Here is an 18,905-nt window from a genome sequence, read left to right as displayed (position 1 = left end):
TGTTCTTATTGATATTTTTTCAGGAAATGCACGCCTCACTATGAAGCAAAGTTTGCAATTCAGACTCAGCCAACAACTGGCAATGACCCCCCAGTTGCAGCAGGCGATACGGCTGTTGCAACTGTCGACGCTCGAGTTACAACAAGAATTACAATTAGCTCTGGAAAGTAATCCGTTACTGGAACAAACAGAGATACTCAACGAGGTCGATGCTGAGGAGTCAGGTGAAAGCGCATCCCTGGATACACGGGAAGCCCTGGAACAAAAAGATATGCCGGAAGAGCTTCCTCTGGATGCGACCTGGGATGAAATCTATACTGCAGGGACGCCCTCCGGAACAGGCACAGACTATCAGGATGATGAATTGCCTCTCTATCAGGGCGAAACGACACAATCCCTGCAGGATTACCTGATATGGCAAATGGAACTGACGCCGTTCAGTGATACTGACCGCGCGATAGCGACCTCTATTGTTGATGCGATTGATACCACGGGATATCTGACCGTTCCGCTGGATGACATTCTGGAAAGTATGGGTGATGACGAACTGACCCCTGAAGAGGTCGAAGCAGTCTTAAAGCGTATCCAGCATTTCGACCCTATCGGTGTCGGCGCCAGAGATTTAAAAGAGTGTCTGTTGATTCAGCTTTCTCAGTTTGCTCCTGAAACCCCGATGCTGGAAGAGGCGCGCCTGATTGTCCGCGGGCATCTGGATCTTCTGGCGAACCATGATTTCCGTAGTCTGATGCGCGTGACCCGGCTCAAAGAAGATGTGCTGAAAGAGGCGATGCTGCTGATCCAGTCTCTGGACCCGCGACCGGGCCAGTCTATTAATACCGGTGAGTCAGAGTATGTGATCCCCGATGTCCTGGTGCGTAAGTCAGGCAGCCAGTGGACCGTCGAACTCAATACCGACAGCCTGCCAGGATTACGCATTAATCAGCAGTATGCCGCCATGAGCGGCGGTGCCCGTAACGATAGCGATAATCAATTTATCCGTAATAACTTACAGGAAGCCCGCTGGCTGATTAAGAGCCTCGAAAGCCGTAACGATACACTGCTGAAAGTTTCCCGCTGTATTGTCGAGCAGCAACAGGCTTTTTTCGAGCAGGGTGAAGAATATATGCGGCCAATGGTCCTGGCAGACATTGCCCAGGCCGTAGAAATGCATGAATCCACTATCTCACGCGTGACGACCCAGAAATACCTGCACAGTCCACGGGGCATCTTTGAGCTGAAGTACTTTTTCTCAAGCCATGTGAATACTGAAGGTGGCGGTGAAGCATCCTCCACGGCGATCAGGGCCCTGGTGAAAAAATTAATTTCAACGGAAAACCCCGTAAAGCCCTTGAGTGACAGTAAACTCACCACTATGTTATCTGAACAGGGCATTATGGTGGCAAGGCGAACCGTCGCTAAGTATCGCGAATCATTATCTATCCCACCGTCAAACCAGCGTAAACAGCTGCTTTAACGTGACAGTCTCGCGGGCCGGTGTCACCACCGGTAGCGATCACCGGGAAGAAATAACGGAACCTCCGCATCAGTTTAGCGAAAAAAGGTTTGCTACGCTGTGGCAGGGTTTACCGAAGAATCGCCCGGGGTTAACGCGATCCGCGGTGGTCAGTGTTCACTCAGTCACAGAGAACATCGTGCCTGGGGTGTACAGTACTCCCCGGCGGATGCCCCCCGGATGAGCGGTGGCCGGCATCCGCCGGGAAGCCCCTACGGCAGGTAAGCCGGAATCAAGACATGCTGCAGCCGTACAGGCAGTCCGGCGCAGTGCAGTAAAGGGCAACAGTCCAGACAACTCCGCGGCTGTTTTTGTCCTGACGTTTACAGACAGACCCCGGTCTGTCACTGTGGCGGCATACAGGGCAACCGATAACCACAATAGTGGCCAGATGAATCTGCAAGTGAAATTATATGAATAGTGAACTGACACTTGAACTTAGCCAGGTGCTTACCCCGGAATGTACACGCAACAATGTGCACTGCCAGAGTAAAAAACGGGCACTGGAGATTATCAGCGAGCTGGCTGCAGCACAGCTGAATCTGCCACACCAGACCATTTTTGAAACGATCCTGAATCGTGAAAGGATGGGAAGCACGGGTATCGGCAATGGCATTGCTATCCCCCATGGCAAACTGGAAGAAGACACATTAAGAACCATTGGTGTGTTCATCCACCTTGAGCATCCTATTTCATTCGATGCCGTTGATAATCAGCCGGTTGATTTGTTATTTGCCCTGCTGGTTCCGGCGGACCAATGCAAAACGCACTTGCATACATTATCCCAGGTAGCCAAACGCCTGGCAGAAAAGAATATCTGCAGACGCTTGCGGGCGGCACAAAGCGATCAGGAACTCTATGACATTATTATGGATGAGCAGCAGCGCACGGAAGAATAATTCCGGCCACGTATTACTGTTATCCGGGATCATTACGGGAGAAAGGTCATGGTTCTGATGATCGTCAGTGGGCGTTCCGGGTCGGGAAAATCTGTCGCACTCCGCGCCCTTGAAGATATGGGCTTTTATTGTGTCGATAACCTGCCCGTCGATTTACTGCCTGAGCTGGCCAATTCACTGGCGAAGCAGAATATCTCTGCGGCTGTCAGTATTGATGTCCGCAATATGCCGGAATCTCCGGAAATTTTCGAACACGCATTTAGTCATCTGTCTGACAAATTTACTCCGCAATTACTGTTTCTGGACGCTGACCGCAATACGCTGATCCGCCGTTACAGCGATACCCGGCGGCTGCACCCGCTTTCCAGCAGAAACCTGTCGCTGGAAAATGCCATCGACGAGGAGAGCAATCTGCTTGAGCCTCTGCGCGCCAGAGCCGACCTGATCATCGATACCTCTGAAATGTCGGTCCACGAACTGGCCGAAATGCTGCGGGCGCGCTTGCTGGGTAAACGTGAGCGTGAGCTGACCATAGTGTTCGAATCCTTTGGTTTCAAATACGGTATTCCGATCGATGCCGATTATGTCTTCGACGTCCGCTTTCTGCCGAATCCTCACTGGGATCCGGCGCTGAGACCCCTCACCGGCCTGGACCGTCCGGTGATCGATTTTCTTGACCGCCATACTGAAGTCCATAATTTCATTTATCAGACCCGCAGTTATCTTGAGCTCTGGCTTCCGATGCTGGAAACCAACAACCGAAGTTATCTGACAGTGGCTATCGGTTGTACTGGCGGAAAACACCGTTCCGTCTATATTGCAGAGCAACTGGCGGCCTATTTCCGTTCACGTGGCAAGAATGTTCAGTCACGGCATCGCACCTTGGAAAAGAAAAAAATATGACAGTGAAAGAATCAGTAAAAATCAGAAATAAGCTGGGGATGCATGCCCGGCCGGCAATGAAATTATTCGAACTGGTCCAGAGTTTTGATTGCGAAGTGATCCTGCGTAACGAAGCGGGTACCGAGGCCGATGCCAGCAGTGTTATCGCCCTGCTGATGCTGGATTCGGCACAAGGCGGACAGATTGAAGTTGAAGCCAGCGGACCGGATGAAGCGCGGGCACTGCAGGCGGTGGTCGAACTGTTCAACGCCGGGTTTGATGAAGATTAACCCGGCATCAGGTCAGTACAGATGATATTTTTCCAGAAAACCGGTACCGCCTAACTGTTCCATTTGTCGGGAGATCCACTGCTGCCGTCCACGGACATAGACCGAGGGAGCATCGGCATGGTAGAGAATAGGATTCGGTAAGATAGCAGCCAGTAATGCAGCTTCCTGACGGGTCAGCTGGCTGGCATGTTTATGGAAATAGGTTTCCGAGGCCATTTCCACCCCAAAAATCCCCGGTCCGAACTCAGCAATATTCAGATAGACCGTCAGTATCCTTTTCTTACCCCAGAGGGTTTCCAGCCCGACAGTCAGCCCGGCCTCCAGCCCTTTACGTAACCAACTGCGTCCGTCCCAGAGAAACATATTTTTAGCCGTTTGCTGAGACAGTGTCGAAGCGCCCCGTATTTCTCCCCGCTGACGACTATCCAGCACCGACTGTACTGCCGCAAAATCGAATCCCCAATGCTCCGGAAATTTCTGATCTTCCCCGGCAATCACAGCCAGCGGCATCCAGGGAGAGATCTCCGACATGCTGACCCAACGGGAACGGGCACGGTAATCCGTATCCCCTGAGACGAGTGCACTGACCTGACGCTCCGCCATCACTGCCGAAAAGGGCACCGGGACTACCGAAAAAACCAGGATTGCCACAATCACCGTGGCAATAATCCCGGTGACTGTCAGCAATAAACGTCGTTTAAGTCTGTACCGGAATCCCTTTTTACTTGTCATGAATCGGCTCCTGCAGCAGGTCTGTTCTGATATAACCGCAGTTCATTGATGATCATCCTGCGGGTGGTTTGTATAAACTTTCCAATCCTATTTTCTGAAAAATCTCATTATTCAGTGTGAATAATATCCTGAATATGGCAAAAATTACTAAGGGATAGAATAATTATATCAATAACATCAATCACTTCACGCCACTAAGGAATCGGTTCCAGTCTGTTTAGGCTTCGTTTAAATGTTAAGATAAATTAATGTTTAATCCGGTTTACCGCTGATCACTTACTTAACAATAAATTAAATATAAATTATCATTCAGTGGGAAAAAACAGAGGCTGGCCTGCCCCGGGATGCCTCTGTCCGGGGCCGGGTCACCCTGACATCGATCTACCGGGTTCCGGGTAATCTCCGTGATCACCGTGCGGAAGTGCCTTTCATCGGGTAGCGGACGACCTGCCCGGGGGGAAATGCCGGCCAGTATCAGGTATCTTACTTATTGTTTTTATAAATAAATAACCGTGAAATCCCGTTTCAGATCAATCGCAGATAAAAACACCATCAATTGAAAGGTTTTTTCGGGAGATAAACAGGGTGTTAATCACTTTTCTCCTTTAACAGACAGGCGGCTTCCGCCCGGAGGTTAACTGCCCTTAAAAGGTGCAGCGAAGATAAACCTCCGCAGATAGCCGGTCCGTCTGCCGGATTTCAACATCATAAATCTTAATGAATTGTGGCAAAGTGACCTCAGTTTTTGTTAAGGTAAGTGCAGCAGTCATCCAATACCCGCTGTAGCCCCGGTTCTTACCGGAGAACGACTTTACGTATCCGGCTACAACGTGACCATTTCCCTGGTGTTGGCGCAATCTTCGCGCACCCCGGTTTACCCGGGGTCATTTTTTTCTGCCGGCCACTTACTTTTCTGCTTCTCTGCTTTCTACCCACTTCCTGAGCGTATCCACTTCATGACGCCATTCATGTCGTAGTTCATCGATCCATTCCTGGACGTTGTCCCACCATGCCGGAAGTTCCGGCGTCTGAATTTGCCGCGCAATCTCCTGCAGATATTTTAAGCCGACAGAACCTGCCGCCCCTTTAATTTTGTGGCCCTCTTCTGCAATGCCTTTCTGATCTTTTGCCATCATGTTGGAATCAAGAACATCAAGATAGCCCGGCATCATTTTTTCGAACATGCTCAGACTGTCGTAGATAAGTTTTGGTCCCACCAGCTCGAGATATTGTTCCAGCATGACGATATCGAGGTGCTTCTGCTCAGCAGAAGAGGCCGGTTCAGGGATCGATTCCTCCTCCTCCTGATGCGGATTCCAGTATTTACTGATCACCGAGGTCAGGGCCGGCACCGCCAGGGGTTTGCTTAACACATCATCCATGCCGGCCTCCAGATACTCTTTCTTATCTTTGAGCACATTGGCGGTCAGTGCCACCAGCGGAGGCAGGTCCTGTCCGGCAAAACGCTGATGCAATGTGCGTGCGACATCAAGCCCGGTCATATCCGGAAGCTGAATATCCAGCAGTACCATATCGAATTCCCGGGGATCGAATATCTCCAGCGCCTCTGCACCGGTCATCGCCACATCGGTGGAACATCCCAGTTTATCCAGTACAGAACGGGCAACGACCACATTCAGTTCAATATCTTCAACCAGCAGGATATGCAGTGCCGGCAGAGGCATCGTGTCCGGTTCCTCGGTATCTTCTTCCACAGTGGTCAGGGCTGGCGCATCAATCACCACACTGAAACAAGCGCCTTCTCCCGGATGGCTGCTGACCGTGATATCCCCTCCCATCGCCTGTGCCAGGCGGTAAGAAATCGCCAGGCCGATACCGGTGCCGGTCGCCGGTTTCCCCCCATGCTGGTCCTTCACCTGGTAGTACATGGCAAAAATTTTGTCCTGCTCACTTTTCGGAATGCCGATACCGGAATCTTTGACATCGAAGCGCAGTTTCTGCGTGGCATCATCATAGGTGACGGTGACGATAATCTCGCCTTCACGGGTGAATTTCACGGCATTACCAATCAGGTTCCACAGGATCTGACGTAACCGTGTTCCGTCGGCCACGATCGTTTCGGGTAAGGGTTGCTGCGCGGACATCACGAACTTCAGGCCTTTTGGCTGAACCAGAAGGCCGGAGAGATTTTCGAGATCCGCCAGGAAGCCGGTGAAGTCGATAGGCTGATTATCGAGCCTGACCCGGCGGCGTTCAATTTTATCCATTTCGATCACATCATTAAAAATATTCCCCAGAGTGATCGCCGATACATGGATGGTATTAAGATAATTCAGCTGCTCCTGACTCAGTTCGGTATCCAGCAGGATACGGCTCAGACCGACAATGCCGTTCAGTGGCGTGCGAAGCTCATGACTGATGGTCGAGATAAAGGTGGTTTTTTCGCGGCTGGCATTTTCCAGCGCTTCCTGGTAACGCTTACGTTCGGTGATATCACGACCGAAGCCCATCAGGCCGGCACGCTTGCCGACCCGGTCGTAATAGGGAACTTTACGGATTTCGAAACAGGCTTTTTTACCATCCGGATACTGCAGCCATTGTTCATAGGTCAGCGCAACATTATGACGAAAGACCTTCTCATCCGTTTCCAGTATTTTGGCTGCGGTATCGGCATCATAGATATCCAGCGGAGACAGCCCGACCAGCTGTTTCTCATTTTTCCCCGCCAGTAACTCCACGGCACGGTTACAACCGGAAAACTTGCGATCAATATTGCGATAAAATACCAGATCAGGAGAAGCATCAAGAAACGAACGTAAGAAACTGGACTGCTGTTCCAGTTCTATCTGCGTCTTTTCGCGGCTGGCCATTTCATCCTTGAGCTTATCCATGGCATGTTCACGGGCCTGCTCTGCATTTTTACGATCGTTAATTTCCTGATTGAGTTGCTGAATGTTTTCTTTTAGCTGCTGATTGAGTTGCAGGTCCCGGTGACGCATCTCTTCCAGCTTATCCACCAGCCGGGCTAATCGCTGACGGGAATCCTCCAGCTGATCAACCACCACAGAGAGAAAGTACACGGCCCAGGGCGTGATCAGTAATCCAAAAAATACCGAACGGACGACGTCGATACTCTCCACTCTGCCCTGCAACACCAGTGTGACGGCCATCTGGACAATCATGGCCAGTACCACTAAGGCTGAGGCCAGTAATAAAGAAAACCTGACCAGGCCAAGTTTGACCATCAAATCTACATAGTATTGCGCCAGTAATCTGATCTGTTTCATATACACTCCCTGACTGTGAACTCCCATCATATCCTACCTTTTTAACGCAGAAACAGGCTGACAGGAACCACGGACGTGTTTTACCGAACGACACCGTCATCCTCATCCGCGACTGCGTAACGGTCAGCGATCATCACATAAAGCACAAAATGAATATAAATTCATAAGAAGTGAATCTTAAGGCATCAGGCAAGCCTATTAATATTTTTAATGATCCCTGAGACCGCGCAGAAAATAAGGATTTTGGATAAAACAGAGATATCATGCAGCAATTTTCGCATACGCGGAATTTTGTGCTAAAAATCACTCCGGCACCAGCATGGTGCAGGCATTGAGAAGCCGCACTATAGTGAGACAGTTCACAATTGCCTATGCATCCTGAGTGTGAACAACCGGATAAAAAAACCAGTAAACACTTGATATTCAATAATATATAAAAAAACACCCTCCCCCGTCACAGAAAGAGTCGCTATTTGACCTGACCTCGCTTTCCCGATAAGTTGGAAATCCACTGGAAGCTTTCTGTGCGGATTCATTGTCCGCCATATTTATGCAGTAGCAGAGGTTCCCTGTAACAAGTTCCCGACACTTGTCACATCGATGAAGCCCGCCATGGCAGAAGCAGCGATTAAGACATGTTTGTGCATCTGCGGATGCCTCATTCTTACGCGGCTGCTGCGCATGTCTGACTGCCGGAATAACAAGAGTCTCTAGAGCCCGGGGAGGTTCACTCAATGTTGTATGATAAATCCCTTGAAAAGGATAACTGTGGTTTTGGACTGATCGCCCATATAGAAGGTGAACCGAGCCACAAAGTAGTACGTACGGCCATTCATGGACTCGCCAGAATGCAACATCGCGGTGCAATTCTGGCTGACGGTAAAACCGGTGACGGCTGTGGTCTTCTGTTACAGAAGCCTGACCGCTTCTTCCGTATTGTAGCGGAAGAAAAAGGCTGGCGTCTGGCGAAGAACTACGCTGTCGGTATGCTCTTTCTGAGCACCGACGAAGCAAAGGCCAGTGCTGCCCGGGCTATTGTCGAAGAAGAAATTCTCCGTGAGACACTTTCTGTTGCCGGATGGCGTGAAGTCCCGACCAATCAGGACGTTCTGGGGGAGATTGCCCTGTCGTCAATGCCGGGGATCCAGCAGGTGTTTATTAACGCCCCGGCCGGATGGCGTCCGCGTGATATGGAACGCCGCCTGTACATGGCTCGCCGCCGGATAGAAAAACGCGTCGAAGCCCTGAATGACAGTGATTTCTATATTTGTAGTTTCTCCAATCAGGTGAATATCTACAAAGGGCTCTGCATGCCCACTGACCTGCCCCGGTTTTATCTCGACCTGGCGGATTTACGTTTAGAATCATCTATTTGCTTATTCCACCAGCGCTTTTCAACCAATACTGTGCCTCGCTGGCCACTGGCCCAACCTTTCCGCTACATGGCGCATAATGGTGAAATTAATACCATTGCCGGTAACCGGCAGTGGGCACGTGCCCGTGCATATAAATTCAATACTCCGTTGATCCCTGATCTGCAGACCGTCGCTCCGTTTGTCAACGAGACCGGGTCGGATTCCAGTTCAATGGATAACATGCTGGAGCTGTTCCTTAACGGGGGGATGGACCTGGTCCGTGCGATGCGTTTACTGGTGCCACCGGCATGGCAGAACAATCCGGATATGGATCCTGAGTTACGTGCCTTCTTTGACTTCAACTCCATGCATATGGAGCCGTGGGATGGCCCGGCCGGGATAGTCATGTCTGACGGACGTTACGCGGCCTGTAACCTGGACCGTAATGGTCTGCGACCGGCCCGGTATGTAATTACCAGTGATAAATTAATTACCTGCGCCTCTGAAGTCGGTATCTGGGATTATCAGCCCGATGAAGTGGTGGAGAAAGGTCGTGTCGGTCCCGGTGAGCTGATGGTGATCGATACCCGTGAAGGCCGTATCCTCCACTCCTCAGAAACCGATAACGACCTGAAAAGCCGCCATCCTTATAAAGAGTGGATGGAAAAGAATGTTAAACGCTTAGTGCCTTTTGAAAGGCTGACCGATGACCAGGTAGGTAAACGTCACCTCAGCGATGCTATGCTGGCAACCTACCACAAGCAGTTTGGTTACAGCAGTGAAGAACTGGACAGCATTCTGCGGGTACTGGGCGAAAATGGTCAGGAAGCTGTGGGCTCAATGGGGGATGACACGCCTTTTGCCGTCCTCTCCAGCCGCCCGCGCATTATCTATGACTATTTCCGTCAGCAGTTTGCGCAGGTCACCAACCCGCCGATTGACCCGTTACGTGAAAACCACGTGATGTCACTGGCAACCAGTATCGGTCAGGAGATGAACGTCTTCTGTGAAGCGGAAGGCCAGGCTCACCGTGTGAGTTTTAAATCCCCTATCCTGCTTTACTCTGACTTTACTCAGCTGACGACGCTGGAAGGTAAGTACTATCGTGCCGATACCCTGGACTGTACTTTCGAGCCGGAAAACGAAACGCTGGAACAGGCTATTCATCGTCTGAATGATCAGGCGGAAGAGCTGGTGCGTGAGGGGACCGTTCTGCTGGTTCTGTCTGATCGGGCCATCAGCGCCGGCCGTCTGCCGGTCCCGGCGCCGATGATTGTCGGGGCAGTACAGGCACGGCTGGTTGAAAAAAGTCTGCGCTGCGATGCCAACATCATTGTTGAAACGGCGTCGGCCCGTGATCCGCATCATTTTGCAGTGTTGTTCGGCTTTGGTGCAACAGCGGTCTACCCGTGGCTGGCCTATGAGTCTCTGGCACAGATGTCAGACAGCGGGATTATCGGCAAAGATTACCGCAGCGTGATGCTGAATTACCGTAATGGCATCAATAAAGGCCTGTACAAAATCATGTCCAAAATGGGCATTTCGACCATCGCTTCGTACCGTTGTTCGAAGCTGTTCGAAGCCGTCGGTTTACATCAGGATGTGACCCGTCTCTGTTTCCAGAATGTCACCAGCCGGATCGGCGGTGCCAGCTTCAGTGATTTCCAGCAGGATTTAACGAATCTGGCAAAACGCGCCTGGTTGCAGCGTAAGACACTGGAACAGGGGGGACTCCTGAAATACGTCCATGGTGGTGAATACCACGCCTATAACCCGGATGTGGTTGGTACGTTGCAGCAGGCGGTACAGAGCGGCGATTACGATGACTATAAGAAGTACGCAGAACTGGTCAATAACCGTCCGGTAGCCACGCTGCGTGACCTGTTACAGTTACAGCCCGGCACTGACAGCATCGTGATCGACGATGTTGAACCTGCCAGTGAGCTGTTTAAACGTTTTGACAGTGCGGCAATGTCTATCGGTGCATTGAGCCCGGAAGCTCATGAATCACTGGCGGAAGCCATGAACAGCATCGGCGGCTTCTCTAACTCCGGCGAAGGTGGTGAAGACCCTGCACGTTACGGCACCAATAAAGTCTCGCGGATCAAACAGGTCGCTTCCGGGCGTTTCGGTGTCACACCGGCCTACCTGGTGAATGCGGATGTTATTCAGATCAAGGTCGCCCAGGGGGCGAAACCGGGTGAAGGCGGACAGTTACCCGGCGACAAAGTGACGCCGTATATTGCAAGGCTCCGCTACTCTGTACCGGGTGTCACACTGATATCACCTCCGCCACACCATGATATCTATTCCATTGAAGACCTGGCGCAGCTGATTTTCGATCTCAAGCAGGTTAACCCGCAGGCGATGATTTCGGTCAAACTGGTTTCCGAACCGGGTGTCGGGACCATTGCGACCGGGGTAGCAAAAGCCTATGCCGATCTGATCACTATTGCCGGCTATGATGGCGGCACCGGTGCCAGTCCGTTGTCCTCGGTTAAATATGCCGGATGTCCCTGGGAACTGGGGCTGGTCGAAACTCAGCAGGCACTGGTGGCCAATGGCCTGCGTCATAAAATCCGCTTACAGATCGACGGCGGCCTGAAAACCGGCCTCGATATTGTTAAAGCCGCGATCCTGGGGGCCGAAAGCTTCGGTTTCGGGACCGGCCCGATGGTCGCACTGGGCTGTAAATACCTGCGTATTTGCCACCTGAATAACTGTGCTACCGGGGTAGCGACTCAGGACGATAAGCTGCGTACCAACCATTACCATGGCTTACCGTTCAAGGTGACGAATTACTTTGAATTTATTGCCCGTGAAACCCGTGAAATTATGGCTTCACTGGGGGTAACCCGTCTGACTGACCTGATCGGCCGTACCGATCTGCTGAAGGAACTGGACGGATTTACGGCAAAACAGCAAAAGCTGGATCTGTCTTCACTGCTGAAGACGGCACAGCCAATGCCAGGTAAAGCCATGTACTGCACCGAAAGCAATCCGCCGTTTGATAAAGGCGTGCTTAACAAAGCGTTACTGGATCAGGCGGTCCCGTTCATTGAACAGCGTCAGAGTAAAACGTTCTATTTCGATATCCGGAATACCGATCGTTCCGTCGGCGCCACACTTTCCGGTGCCATCGCCCTGACTCACGGAGACCAGGGGCTGGCGGCAGATCCTATCCGCGTTTACTTTACCGGCACCGCCGGTCAGAGTTTCGGGGTATGGAATGCCGGTGGACTGGAAATGATCCTGACCGGAGATGCTAACGACTATGTCGGTAAAGGCATGGCTGGCGGGTTACTGGCCATCCGTCCGCCGGTAGGTTCTGCCTTCCGCAGCGTGGAAGCGACCATTGCCGGTAATACCTGTCTGTATGGCGCCACCGGCGGTAAACTTTTTGCCGCGGGCCGTGCAGGCGAACGTTTTGCCGTCCGTAACTCCGGTGCCATTACCGTGGTTGAAGGTATTGGTGACAATGGCTGTGAATATATGACCGGCGGCATTGTCTGCGTACTGGGTCGCACCGGCGTTAACTTTGGCGCAGGCATGACCGGCGGATTCGCTTACGTGCTGGATGAAGACGGTGAATTCCGTAAACGTGTGAATGCTGAACTGGTAGAAGTGCTGGATGTTGAGCAATTGCCTATTCACGAAGAGCACTTGCGTGGGCTGATTACTGAACACGTTCAGTACACCCAGTCCGGCCGTGGCGAAGAGATCCTGGCGAACTGGCCGAAATGGTCTGCTAAATTCACCCTGGTTAAACCTAAGTCCAGTGATGTCAAAGCATTACTGGGCCACCGTAGTCGCTCCGCAGCAGAACTGCGGGTTCAGGCGCAGTAAGAGGTCACGATGAGTCAGAATGTTTATCAGTTTATCGACTTGCAGCGTGTTGATCCGCCGAAAAAACCGCTGAAACTTCGGAAAATTGAATTTGTCGAAATTTATGAGCCCTTCTCTGAAGGGCAGGTCAAAGCTCAGGCCGATCGTTGCCTGGACTGCGGTAACCCGTATTGCGAATGGAAATGTCCGGTCCATAACTATATTCCTAACTGGCTGAAGCTGGCCAATGAAGGCAGGATTATGGAAGCGGCAGAGCTGTCGCACCAGACCAACAGTTTGCCGGAAGTCTGTGGCCGCGTTTGTCCTCAGGACCGCCTGTGCGAAGGGTCATGTACGCTGAATGCGGAGTTTGGCGCTGTCACCATCGGTAACATTGAGCGCTATATCAATGATAAAGCGATGGAGATGGGCTGGAAGCCGGATATGTCGCATGTCACCCCGACCGGTAAACGTGTCGCCGTGATTGGTGCCGGCCCGGCCGGGCTGGCCTGTGCCGATGTCCTGACCCGTAATGGTGTGCAGGCAGTGGTCTTTGACCGTCACCCGGAAATCGGTGGCTTGCTGACCTTTGGTATTCCTTCTTTCAAGTTAGAAAAAGAAGTGATGATCAAACGTCGCGAACTGTTCACCGAAATGGGCATTGAATTCCGTCTGAATACGGAAGTGGGACGTGATGTACAGCTCAGCGACCTGATGGATGAATTCGATTCTGTCTTCCTGGGCGTCGGGACTTACCAGTCGATGCGCGGTGGCCTGGAAAACGAAGATGCGCCGGGTGTCTTTGATGCCCTGCCATTCCTGATTGCGAATACGCGTCACACCATGGGCTTTGAGCCACTGGAAGAACAGCCTTACATCACCATGCAGGGGAAACGTGTTGTCGTGCTCGGCGGAGGGGATACGGCGATGGACTGCGTGCGGACTTCCATCCGTCAGGGGGCCAGTCATGTGACTTGCGCTTACCGTCGTGATGAAGAGAATATGCCAGGGTCGCGCCGCGAAGTGAAAAATGCCCGTGAAGAAGGGGTCGAATTCCGGTTTAACCTGCAACCTCTGGGTATTGAGATCGACAGTCAGGGCCGGGTCTGTGGCGTTAAGATGGCTCGTACCGAAATGGGCCCTGAAGATGCTGCCGGCCGCCGCCGTGCAGAGATCGTCGCAGGTTCTGAGCATATTATCCCGGCGGATGCCGTGGTGATGGCATTCGGCTTCCGTCCGCATGGTATGGAGTGGCTGGCGAGCTTTGGTGTCGAACTTGACACTCAGGGACGTATTATTGCGCCTGAGAACAGCGATAATGCTTTCCAGACCAGTAATCCTAAGATATTTGCCGGTGGCGATATTGTCCGTGGTTCTGACCTGGTCGTTACCGCTATCGCTGAGGGTCGTAAAGCGGCAGAAGGTATTATGGATTACCTGGAGGTCTGACCGGCCGTCAGCTTTCCCCGAAAAAAGGCACAATACTGTGCCTTTTTTTTCGCCCGAGCCCGGTGATTTCTGGCGGCCGATGCCCGGGAACGGGCTTTTATGCACAGAATTCAACCAACCCCTTCGGCTATCCTGTCTCTTGCTTACGGAATATCCCGTAGCCAGGAAAAGGAACTGATATGGATTTCTCAGGAAAGGTCGTCATTGTTACCGGCGGAGCCAGCGGTATTGGTCTCGAAACGGTTAAAGCGTTTGCTTCTGCCGGGGCGTCTGTGGTTATTGCCGATATTGCACCCGGCAGCGAAGAGATCACCCGCGAACTTCAGCAACAGGGAATGCCGGTGATCTTCTGCCGGACAAATGTATGTAGTGAGGCGGACCAGCAACAGTTGATCGAAACGACGCTCCGGCACTTTTCGAGGCTGGACATTGTGTTTGCTAATGCCGGTATCGCCCGTGATGGTGCGGCAGAAGATCTCTTATTCACCGACTGGCAGAAAACGATTGATATCAATTTATCCGGGGTCTTTCTCAGTAATAAATATGCTATCCGGCATTGGACCGGACATCATCTCCCCGGGGTTATCGTTAACTGTGGATCTATTCATAGCTTTGTCGGTAAACGTCATGTCACGGCGTATGCCGCCGCTAAAGGCGGAGTGAAACTGTTAACCGAAACACTGGCGGCAGATTATGCCGGTAAAAACATCCGTGTGAATGCTGTTTGTCCGGGGTATATCGACACCCCGCTACTCACCCAGCTATCCACCCCCCAAAAAGAAGAGTTAATTAAACTTCATCCACAGGGCCGCCTGGGTCGTCCGGAGGAAGTGGCCGCTGCCGTGCTTTTTCTTGCCAGTGATCAGGCCGGTTTTATCAATGGTGCATCGTTGCTGGTCGATGGCGGATATACCGCCCAATAGTGTTTCAGGCATAAAAAAACCGGCCTGCGGGCCGGTTTTTCATGAGATGCTGATGGCTTACTTAACGATACGTAGCGCCGGACGTCCGCCGCCGCGCGGAGGATGAGGGGGTTCATCATCGCCATCGGTCTCTGAGTCGGTCGTGCCCTCAGGCAAATCACCCTCAATGACTGACATGATAGTTTCTGACGGCGCAGCCTGCGGCTCAGCATCATCTTCTGATAGCTGGTCATAGGCAGGCTCAGGTTCAAACATGGTTCCGGCACCATTCTCGCGGGCATAGATAGCCATCACCGCATTCATCGGCACCATCACCTGACGAGGAACACCCCCAAAACGGGCATTGAAATGCACGGCGTCATTGGTCATCTCAAGATTACCGACAGCACGCGGAGCAATGTTCAGTACGATCTGTCCATCGCGCGCATATTCCAGCGGAACCATCACGCCCGGCAGATTAATGTCAGCCACCAGATGTGGCGTCAGATCGTTATCCAGCAGCCATTCATAGAATGCCCGCAACAGATAAGGACGACGTGCACTCAGTTCAGTCATTTCCATAATCAGCCCCGAAATTGTAAACGCATTTCGCGTTCAGTTTCGGTCAGAGAGGCCAGGAAAGAATCACGTTCAAAGACGCGGGTCATATAGCCTTTCAGCTCTTTAGAGCCAGTGCCGCTCAGGTCTACGCCCATTGACGGTAAACGCCACAGTAACGGAGCCAGATAGCAATCGACCAGACTGAATTCTTCGCTCATGAAGAAAGGAGTACGGGAAAATAAAGGTGCAATGGCCAGTAACTGTTCACGCAGTTGTTTACGGGCATCATCAGCTTCCTGAGCGGTTCCTTTCTCGATACGGAACAACAGGCTGTACCAGTCCTGCTCAATGCGATGCATCATCAGGCGGCTTTCACCACGGGCAACAGGATACACAGGCATTAATGGCGGATGAGGGAAACGCTCATCCAGGTATTCCATGATAATACGTGATTCATACAACGTCAGTTCACGGTCAACCAGAGTCGGCACGGTACAATACGGATTCAGGTCAATCAGATCCTGCGGAAGGTTATCCATATCGACCTGTTCGATCTCCACACTAACGCCCTTTTCGGCCAGTACAATACGTACCTGATGGCTGAAAATATCACTGAGTCCGGAAAACAGTGTCATTACCGAACGTTTGTTGGCAGCGACAGCCATGAAAACCTCCACTTAGCTCAAAAAGATACTACGAATAGCCAACAACAGCCGACTAGCCAGTATGCATAAAACCTGTCAGTCTGCTCAGATACCCTGCTATGGACCCTCAGGCCCCCGGGGCATCGCTCTTGCTGACAGGTATAAATCAGGCCCACAGTTTACCAGATCTTCACCTGTTTGTGGGGGGTGATTAAAGATTTACCAATAAATAGTCCGGAACTGCAGCCTTCTGAGCGCCGGAAAACAAAAAACCCGCCGAAGCGGGTTTTTGAGGCCAATTGCAATGCTGCATAAGCAGCAAAGAATTAACGTTTGGAGAACTGTGGACGACGACGTGCTTTACGCAGACCGACTTTCTTACGTTCAACTTTACGTGCATCACGGGTAACAAAGCCCGCTTTGCGCAGTTCTGAACGCAGAGATTCGTCATACTCCATCAGAGCGCGTGTGATACCGTGACGGATCGCACCGGCCTGACCAGAGATACCACCACCTTTAACGGTGATGTACAGATCAAACTTACCTACCATATCAAGCAGTTCCAGCGGCTGACGCACGACCATACGTGCAGTCTCGCGACCGAAATACTGTTCTAAAGAACGCTGATTGATAACGATGTTTCCGCTGCCCGGCTTGATAAAGACGCGAGCGGATGAGCTTTTGCGGCGACCTGTGCCGTAGTTTTGAGTTTCAGCCATTGCCTGTAATCCCGATTAAATGTCAAGAACTTGCGGTTGCTGTGCCGCATGGTTGTGCTCGTTACCTGCGTAAACTTTCAGTTTACGGTACATAGCACGACCCAGTGGGCCTTTTGGCAGCATGCCTTTAACCGCGATTTCAATCACACGCTCAGGACGGCGATCAATCATCTCTTCGAAGGTCGCTTGCTTGATACCACCGATGTGGCCAGTGTGATGGTAATAGATCTTATCGCTACGCTTGTTACCAGTAACAGCAACTTTCTCGGCGTTAAGAACGATAATGTAATCACCGGTATCAACGTGCGGAGTGTATTCCGCTTTATGTTTGCCACGCAGACGACGAGCCAGTTCAGTCGCTAAACGACCTAAAGTTTTGCCTGTCGCGTCAACAACATACCAGTCACGCTGTACGGTTTCTGGTTTAGCTGTAAAAGTTTTCATTGAAAAGCTTACCCAAATATAAGTTACACGTTGGTGAAATCCCAAACGCTTAAGTAAACGATTGAGGCTCACACGACTATTTTGCCAGTAAGCCTACCCCTTCGGATAGAGTTACCGGATCACAAAGGTTTTTGGGAAAAAAAACCATTTGCCGTAACGTGGGGTCGCAAGATTATAGAGAAGTCCCCCGCAAAGGTCGACCCTTTTTAAGATAAAATTGCGAACCCTCTTCCCGGCATCTGCACTCAGGGCAAATGCGGGCGGCACAGATACTCTTCACTCTGCATTTCCTGCAGACGTGAAAGGCAGCGTTGATACTCAAAATTCAGTTGATTACCCCGATAAATATCACTCAACGCCGCTTCTGCGCAGACGACCAGTTTAACATGTCGTTCATAAAACTCATCGACTAATGCCAGAAAACGTCTGGCCTGGTCTTCCATCGCCGGAGTCAGTACCGGCACATTAAACAGCAACACGGTGTGATAGCGCCTTGAGAGCTCGATATAATCCAGCTGACTGCGTGCCTCACCACACAGGGTAACAAAGTCCAGGGCGACCACTCCTGCGCAGGATTTTCGCGTGGCCAGCGGACGATGGTTGATTTCCAGTACCGGTGATCCTGCCGCCTGATAGTCACATCCCGCCAGAGCACCAAAGATCCCTGCCATTTCCTGCTCACTGGCATCCCCTGGCGGCGTTTTCCATAAGTGTGCTGACGTCAGAGTCCGCAGCCGGTAGTCGATGCCGGCATCCACGTTCAGAATGTCGCAATGACGTTTTATTTGTTCGATGGCCGGCAGAAAGCGTCCACGTTGCAGCCCGTTACGGTAGAGTTCATCCGGAGGAATATTGGAGGTAGCCACCAGAGTGATCCCGCGTTCAAACAGGGCTTGCATCAGGGTCCCCAATAACATGGCATCGGTAATATCCGACACAAAGAACTCGTCAAAACACAATAAATCCGCTTCCGCTTTGAAGCGATCGGCGATGATCAGTAAGGGGTCACTGTGCCCCTGTAATTCCGCCAGTTCCTGATGCACGCGAAGCATAAACCGGTGAAAATGTAACCGGAGTTTGCGCTGACCCGGAATAGACTGAAAAAACAGATCCATGATCCAGGTTTTCCCCCGCCCGACACCTCCCCACATATACAACCCACGAACAGGACGGACATCCGCGGAAGGGGCCTTACCGAATAAACCAGATAAGCGGGACAGTAACCCCTGTCGGACAGCAGGAGGTTGCTGAACTCGTTCAGTAAGCGACTGATAAATCACATCAAGGCAGGTAATCGCTGATTTTTGTACGTCATCAGGCTGGTAGTCGCCACGGTCAAGCGCTTGCTGGTAAAGGGCCAGAGGTGATGTCATTTGCATTTGTCTCAGCTTTTCAGAAAAGCCCCGTCGGGGATGTTTGACGAAAAAAAACCGTTATACAGT

At 51.6% G+C, this 18,905-nt stretch carries 14 protein-coding genes; 7 read left to right on the top strand and 7 right to left on the bottom strand.

From position 1 onward, the window contains the following. Positions 1–40: 40 nt before the first annotated feature. The 4 genes from rpoN (at position 41) to npr (ending at position 3,584) form a co-directional block, all read left to right on the top strand. Positions 41–1,474, top strand: coding sequence for an RNA polymerase factor sigma-54 (rpoN, locus tag ABD035_RS05520; RefSeq protein ID WP_212715174.1), 1,434 nt, complete (start codon positions 41–43; stop codon positions 1,472–1,474). 452 nt (positions 1,475–1,926) lie between these two features. Then, a complete protein-coding gene (gene ptsN / locus ABD035_RS05515) occupies positions 1,927–2,412 on the top strand; it encodes a PTS IIA-like nitrogen regulatory protein PtsN (protein ID WP_025903822.1) in 486 nt (161 codons plus the stop codon). A 48-nt stretch (positions 2,413–2,460) separates the two neighbouring features. Further along, positions 2,461–3,315, top strand: a complete 855-nt coding sequence (gene rapZ, locus ABD035_RS05510; protein WP_343868378.1) for an RNase adapter RapZ — start codon at positions 2,461–2,463, stop codon at positions 3,313–3,315. Further along, positions 3,312–3,584 (top strand): PTS phosphocarrier protein NPr, encoded by a 273-nt coding sequence (gene npr, locus ABD035_RS05505; RefSeq protein WP_212715172.1) that lies wholly within the window; start codon positions 3,312–3,314, stop codon positions 3,582–3,584. The genes rapZ and npr overlap by 4 nt, the downstream gene beginning before the upstream one ends. Before the next feature lie 12 nt (positions 3,585–3,596). Here the strand turns inward: npr and mtgA are convergent, their stop codons facing one another. Further along, a complete protein-coding gene (gene mtgA / locus ABD035_RS05500) occupies positions 3,597–4,316 on the bottom strand; it encodes a monofunctional biosynthetic peptidoglycan transglycosylase (RefSeq protein WP_343868375.1) in 720 nt (239 codons plus the stop codon). Positions 4,317–5,221: 905 nt separating this feature from the next. Next, positions 5,222–7,564: an aerobic respiration two-component sensor histidine kinase ArcB gene (gene arcB, locus ABD035_RS05495; protein ID WP_343868373.1), complete on the bottom strand. Its 2,343-nt coding sequence runs from the start codon at positions 7,562–7,564 to the stop codon at positions 5,222–5,224. A 734-nt stretch (positions 7,565–8,298) separates the two neighbouring features. Here arcB and gltB point away from each other — a divergent pair. The 3 genes from gltB to ABD035_RS05480 all read left to right on the top strand — a co-directional run bounded on the left by gltB (position 8,299) and on the right by ABD035_RS05480 (position 15,116). Further along, a complete protein-coding gene (gene gltB, locus ABD035_RS05490; RefSeq protein WP_343868371.1) occupies positions 8,299–12,765 on the top strand; it encodes a glutamate synthase large subunit in 4,467 nt (1,488 codons plus the stop codon). A 9-nt stretch (positions 12,766–12,774) separates the two neighbouring features. After that, positions 12,775–14,193, top strand: coding sequence for a glutamate synthase small subunit (locus ABD035_RS05485; RefSeq protein WP_343868369.1), 1,419 nt, complete (start codon positions 12,775–12,777; stop codon positions 14,191–14,193). 179 nt (positions 14,194–14,372) lie between these two features. Further along, on the top strand, positions 14,373–15,116 hold the full coding sequence (locus tag ABD035_RS05480; protein WP_343868367.1) for an SDR family NAD(P)-dependent oxidoreductase: 744 nt from the start codon (positions 14,373–14,375) through the stop codon (positions 15,114–15,116). Positions 15,117–15,173: 57 nt separating this feature from the next. Here the strand turns inward: ABD035_RS05480 and sspB are convergent, their stop codons facing one another. From sspB to zapE, 5 genes are all read right to left on the bottom strand, one after another. Further along, entirely contained in the window at positions 15,174–15,677 is a 504-nt protein-coding gene (gene sspB / locus ABD035_RS05475; protein WP_212715166.1) for a ClpXP protease specificity-enhancing factor, read from the bottom strand. Positions 15,678–15,679: 2 nt separating this feature from the next. Then, positions 15,680–16,321: a stringent starvation protein SspA gene (gene sspA / locus ABD035_RS05470; RefSeq protein ID WP_343868365.1), complete on the bottom strand. Its 642-nt coding sequence runs from the start codon at positions 16,319–16,321 to the stop codon at positions 15,680–15,682. Between the two features lie 305 nt (positions 16,322–16,626). Next, positions 16,627–17,019: a 30S ribosomal protein S9 gene (rpsI, locus tag ABD035_RS05465; protein WP_025903812.1), complete on the bottom strand. Its 393-nt coding sequence runs from the start codon at positions 17,017–17,019 to the stop codon at positions 16,627–16,629. Positions 17,020–17,034: 15 nt separating this feature from the next. Next, entirely contained in the window at positions 17,035–17,463 is a 429-nt protein-coding gene (gene rplM, locus ABD035_RS05460; protein ID WP_025903811.1) for a 50S ribosomal protein L13, read from the bottom strand. 245 nt (positions 17,464–17,708) lie between these two features. After that, entirely contained in the window at positions 17,709–18,842 is a 1,134-nt protein-coding gene (gene zapE, locus ABD035_RS05455; protein WP_212714964.1) for a cell division protein ZapE, read from the bottom strand. Between the last annotated feature and the right edge of the window lie 63 nt (positions 18,843–18,905).

Origin of the sequence: Tatumella terrea, from assembly GCF_039523755.1 — a bacterium.
Lineage (GTDB): Bacteria > Pseudomonadota > Gammaproteobacteria > Enterobacterales > Enterobacteriaceae > Tatumella > Tatumella terrea.
Note: the sequence above shows the minus strand (reverse complement) of the source record. Positions and strands in the feature narration are given on the sequence as shown.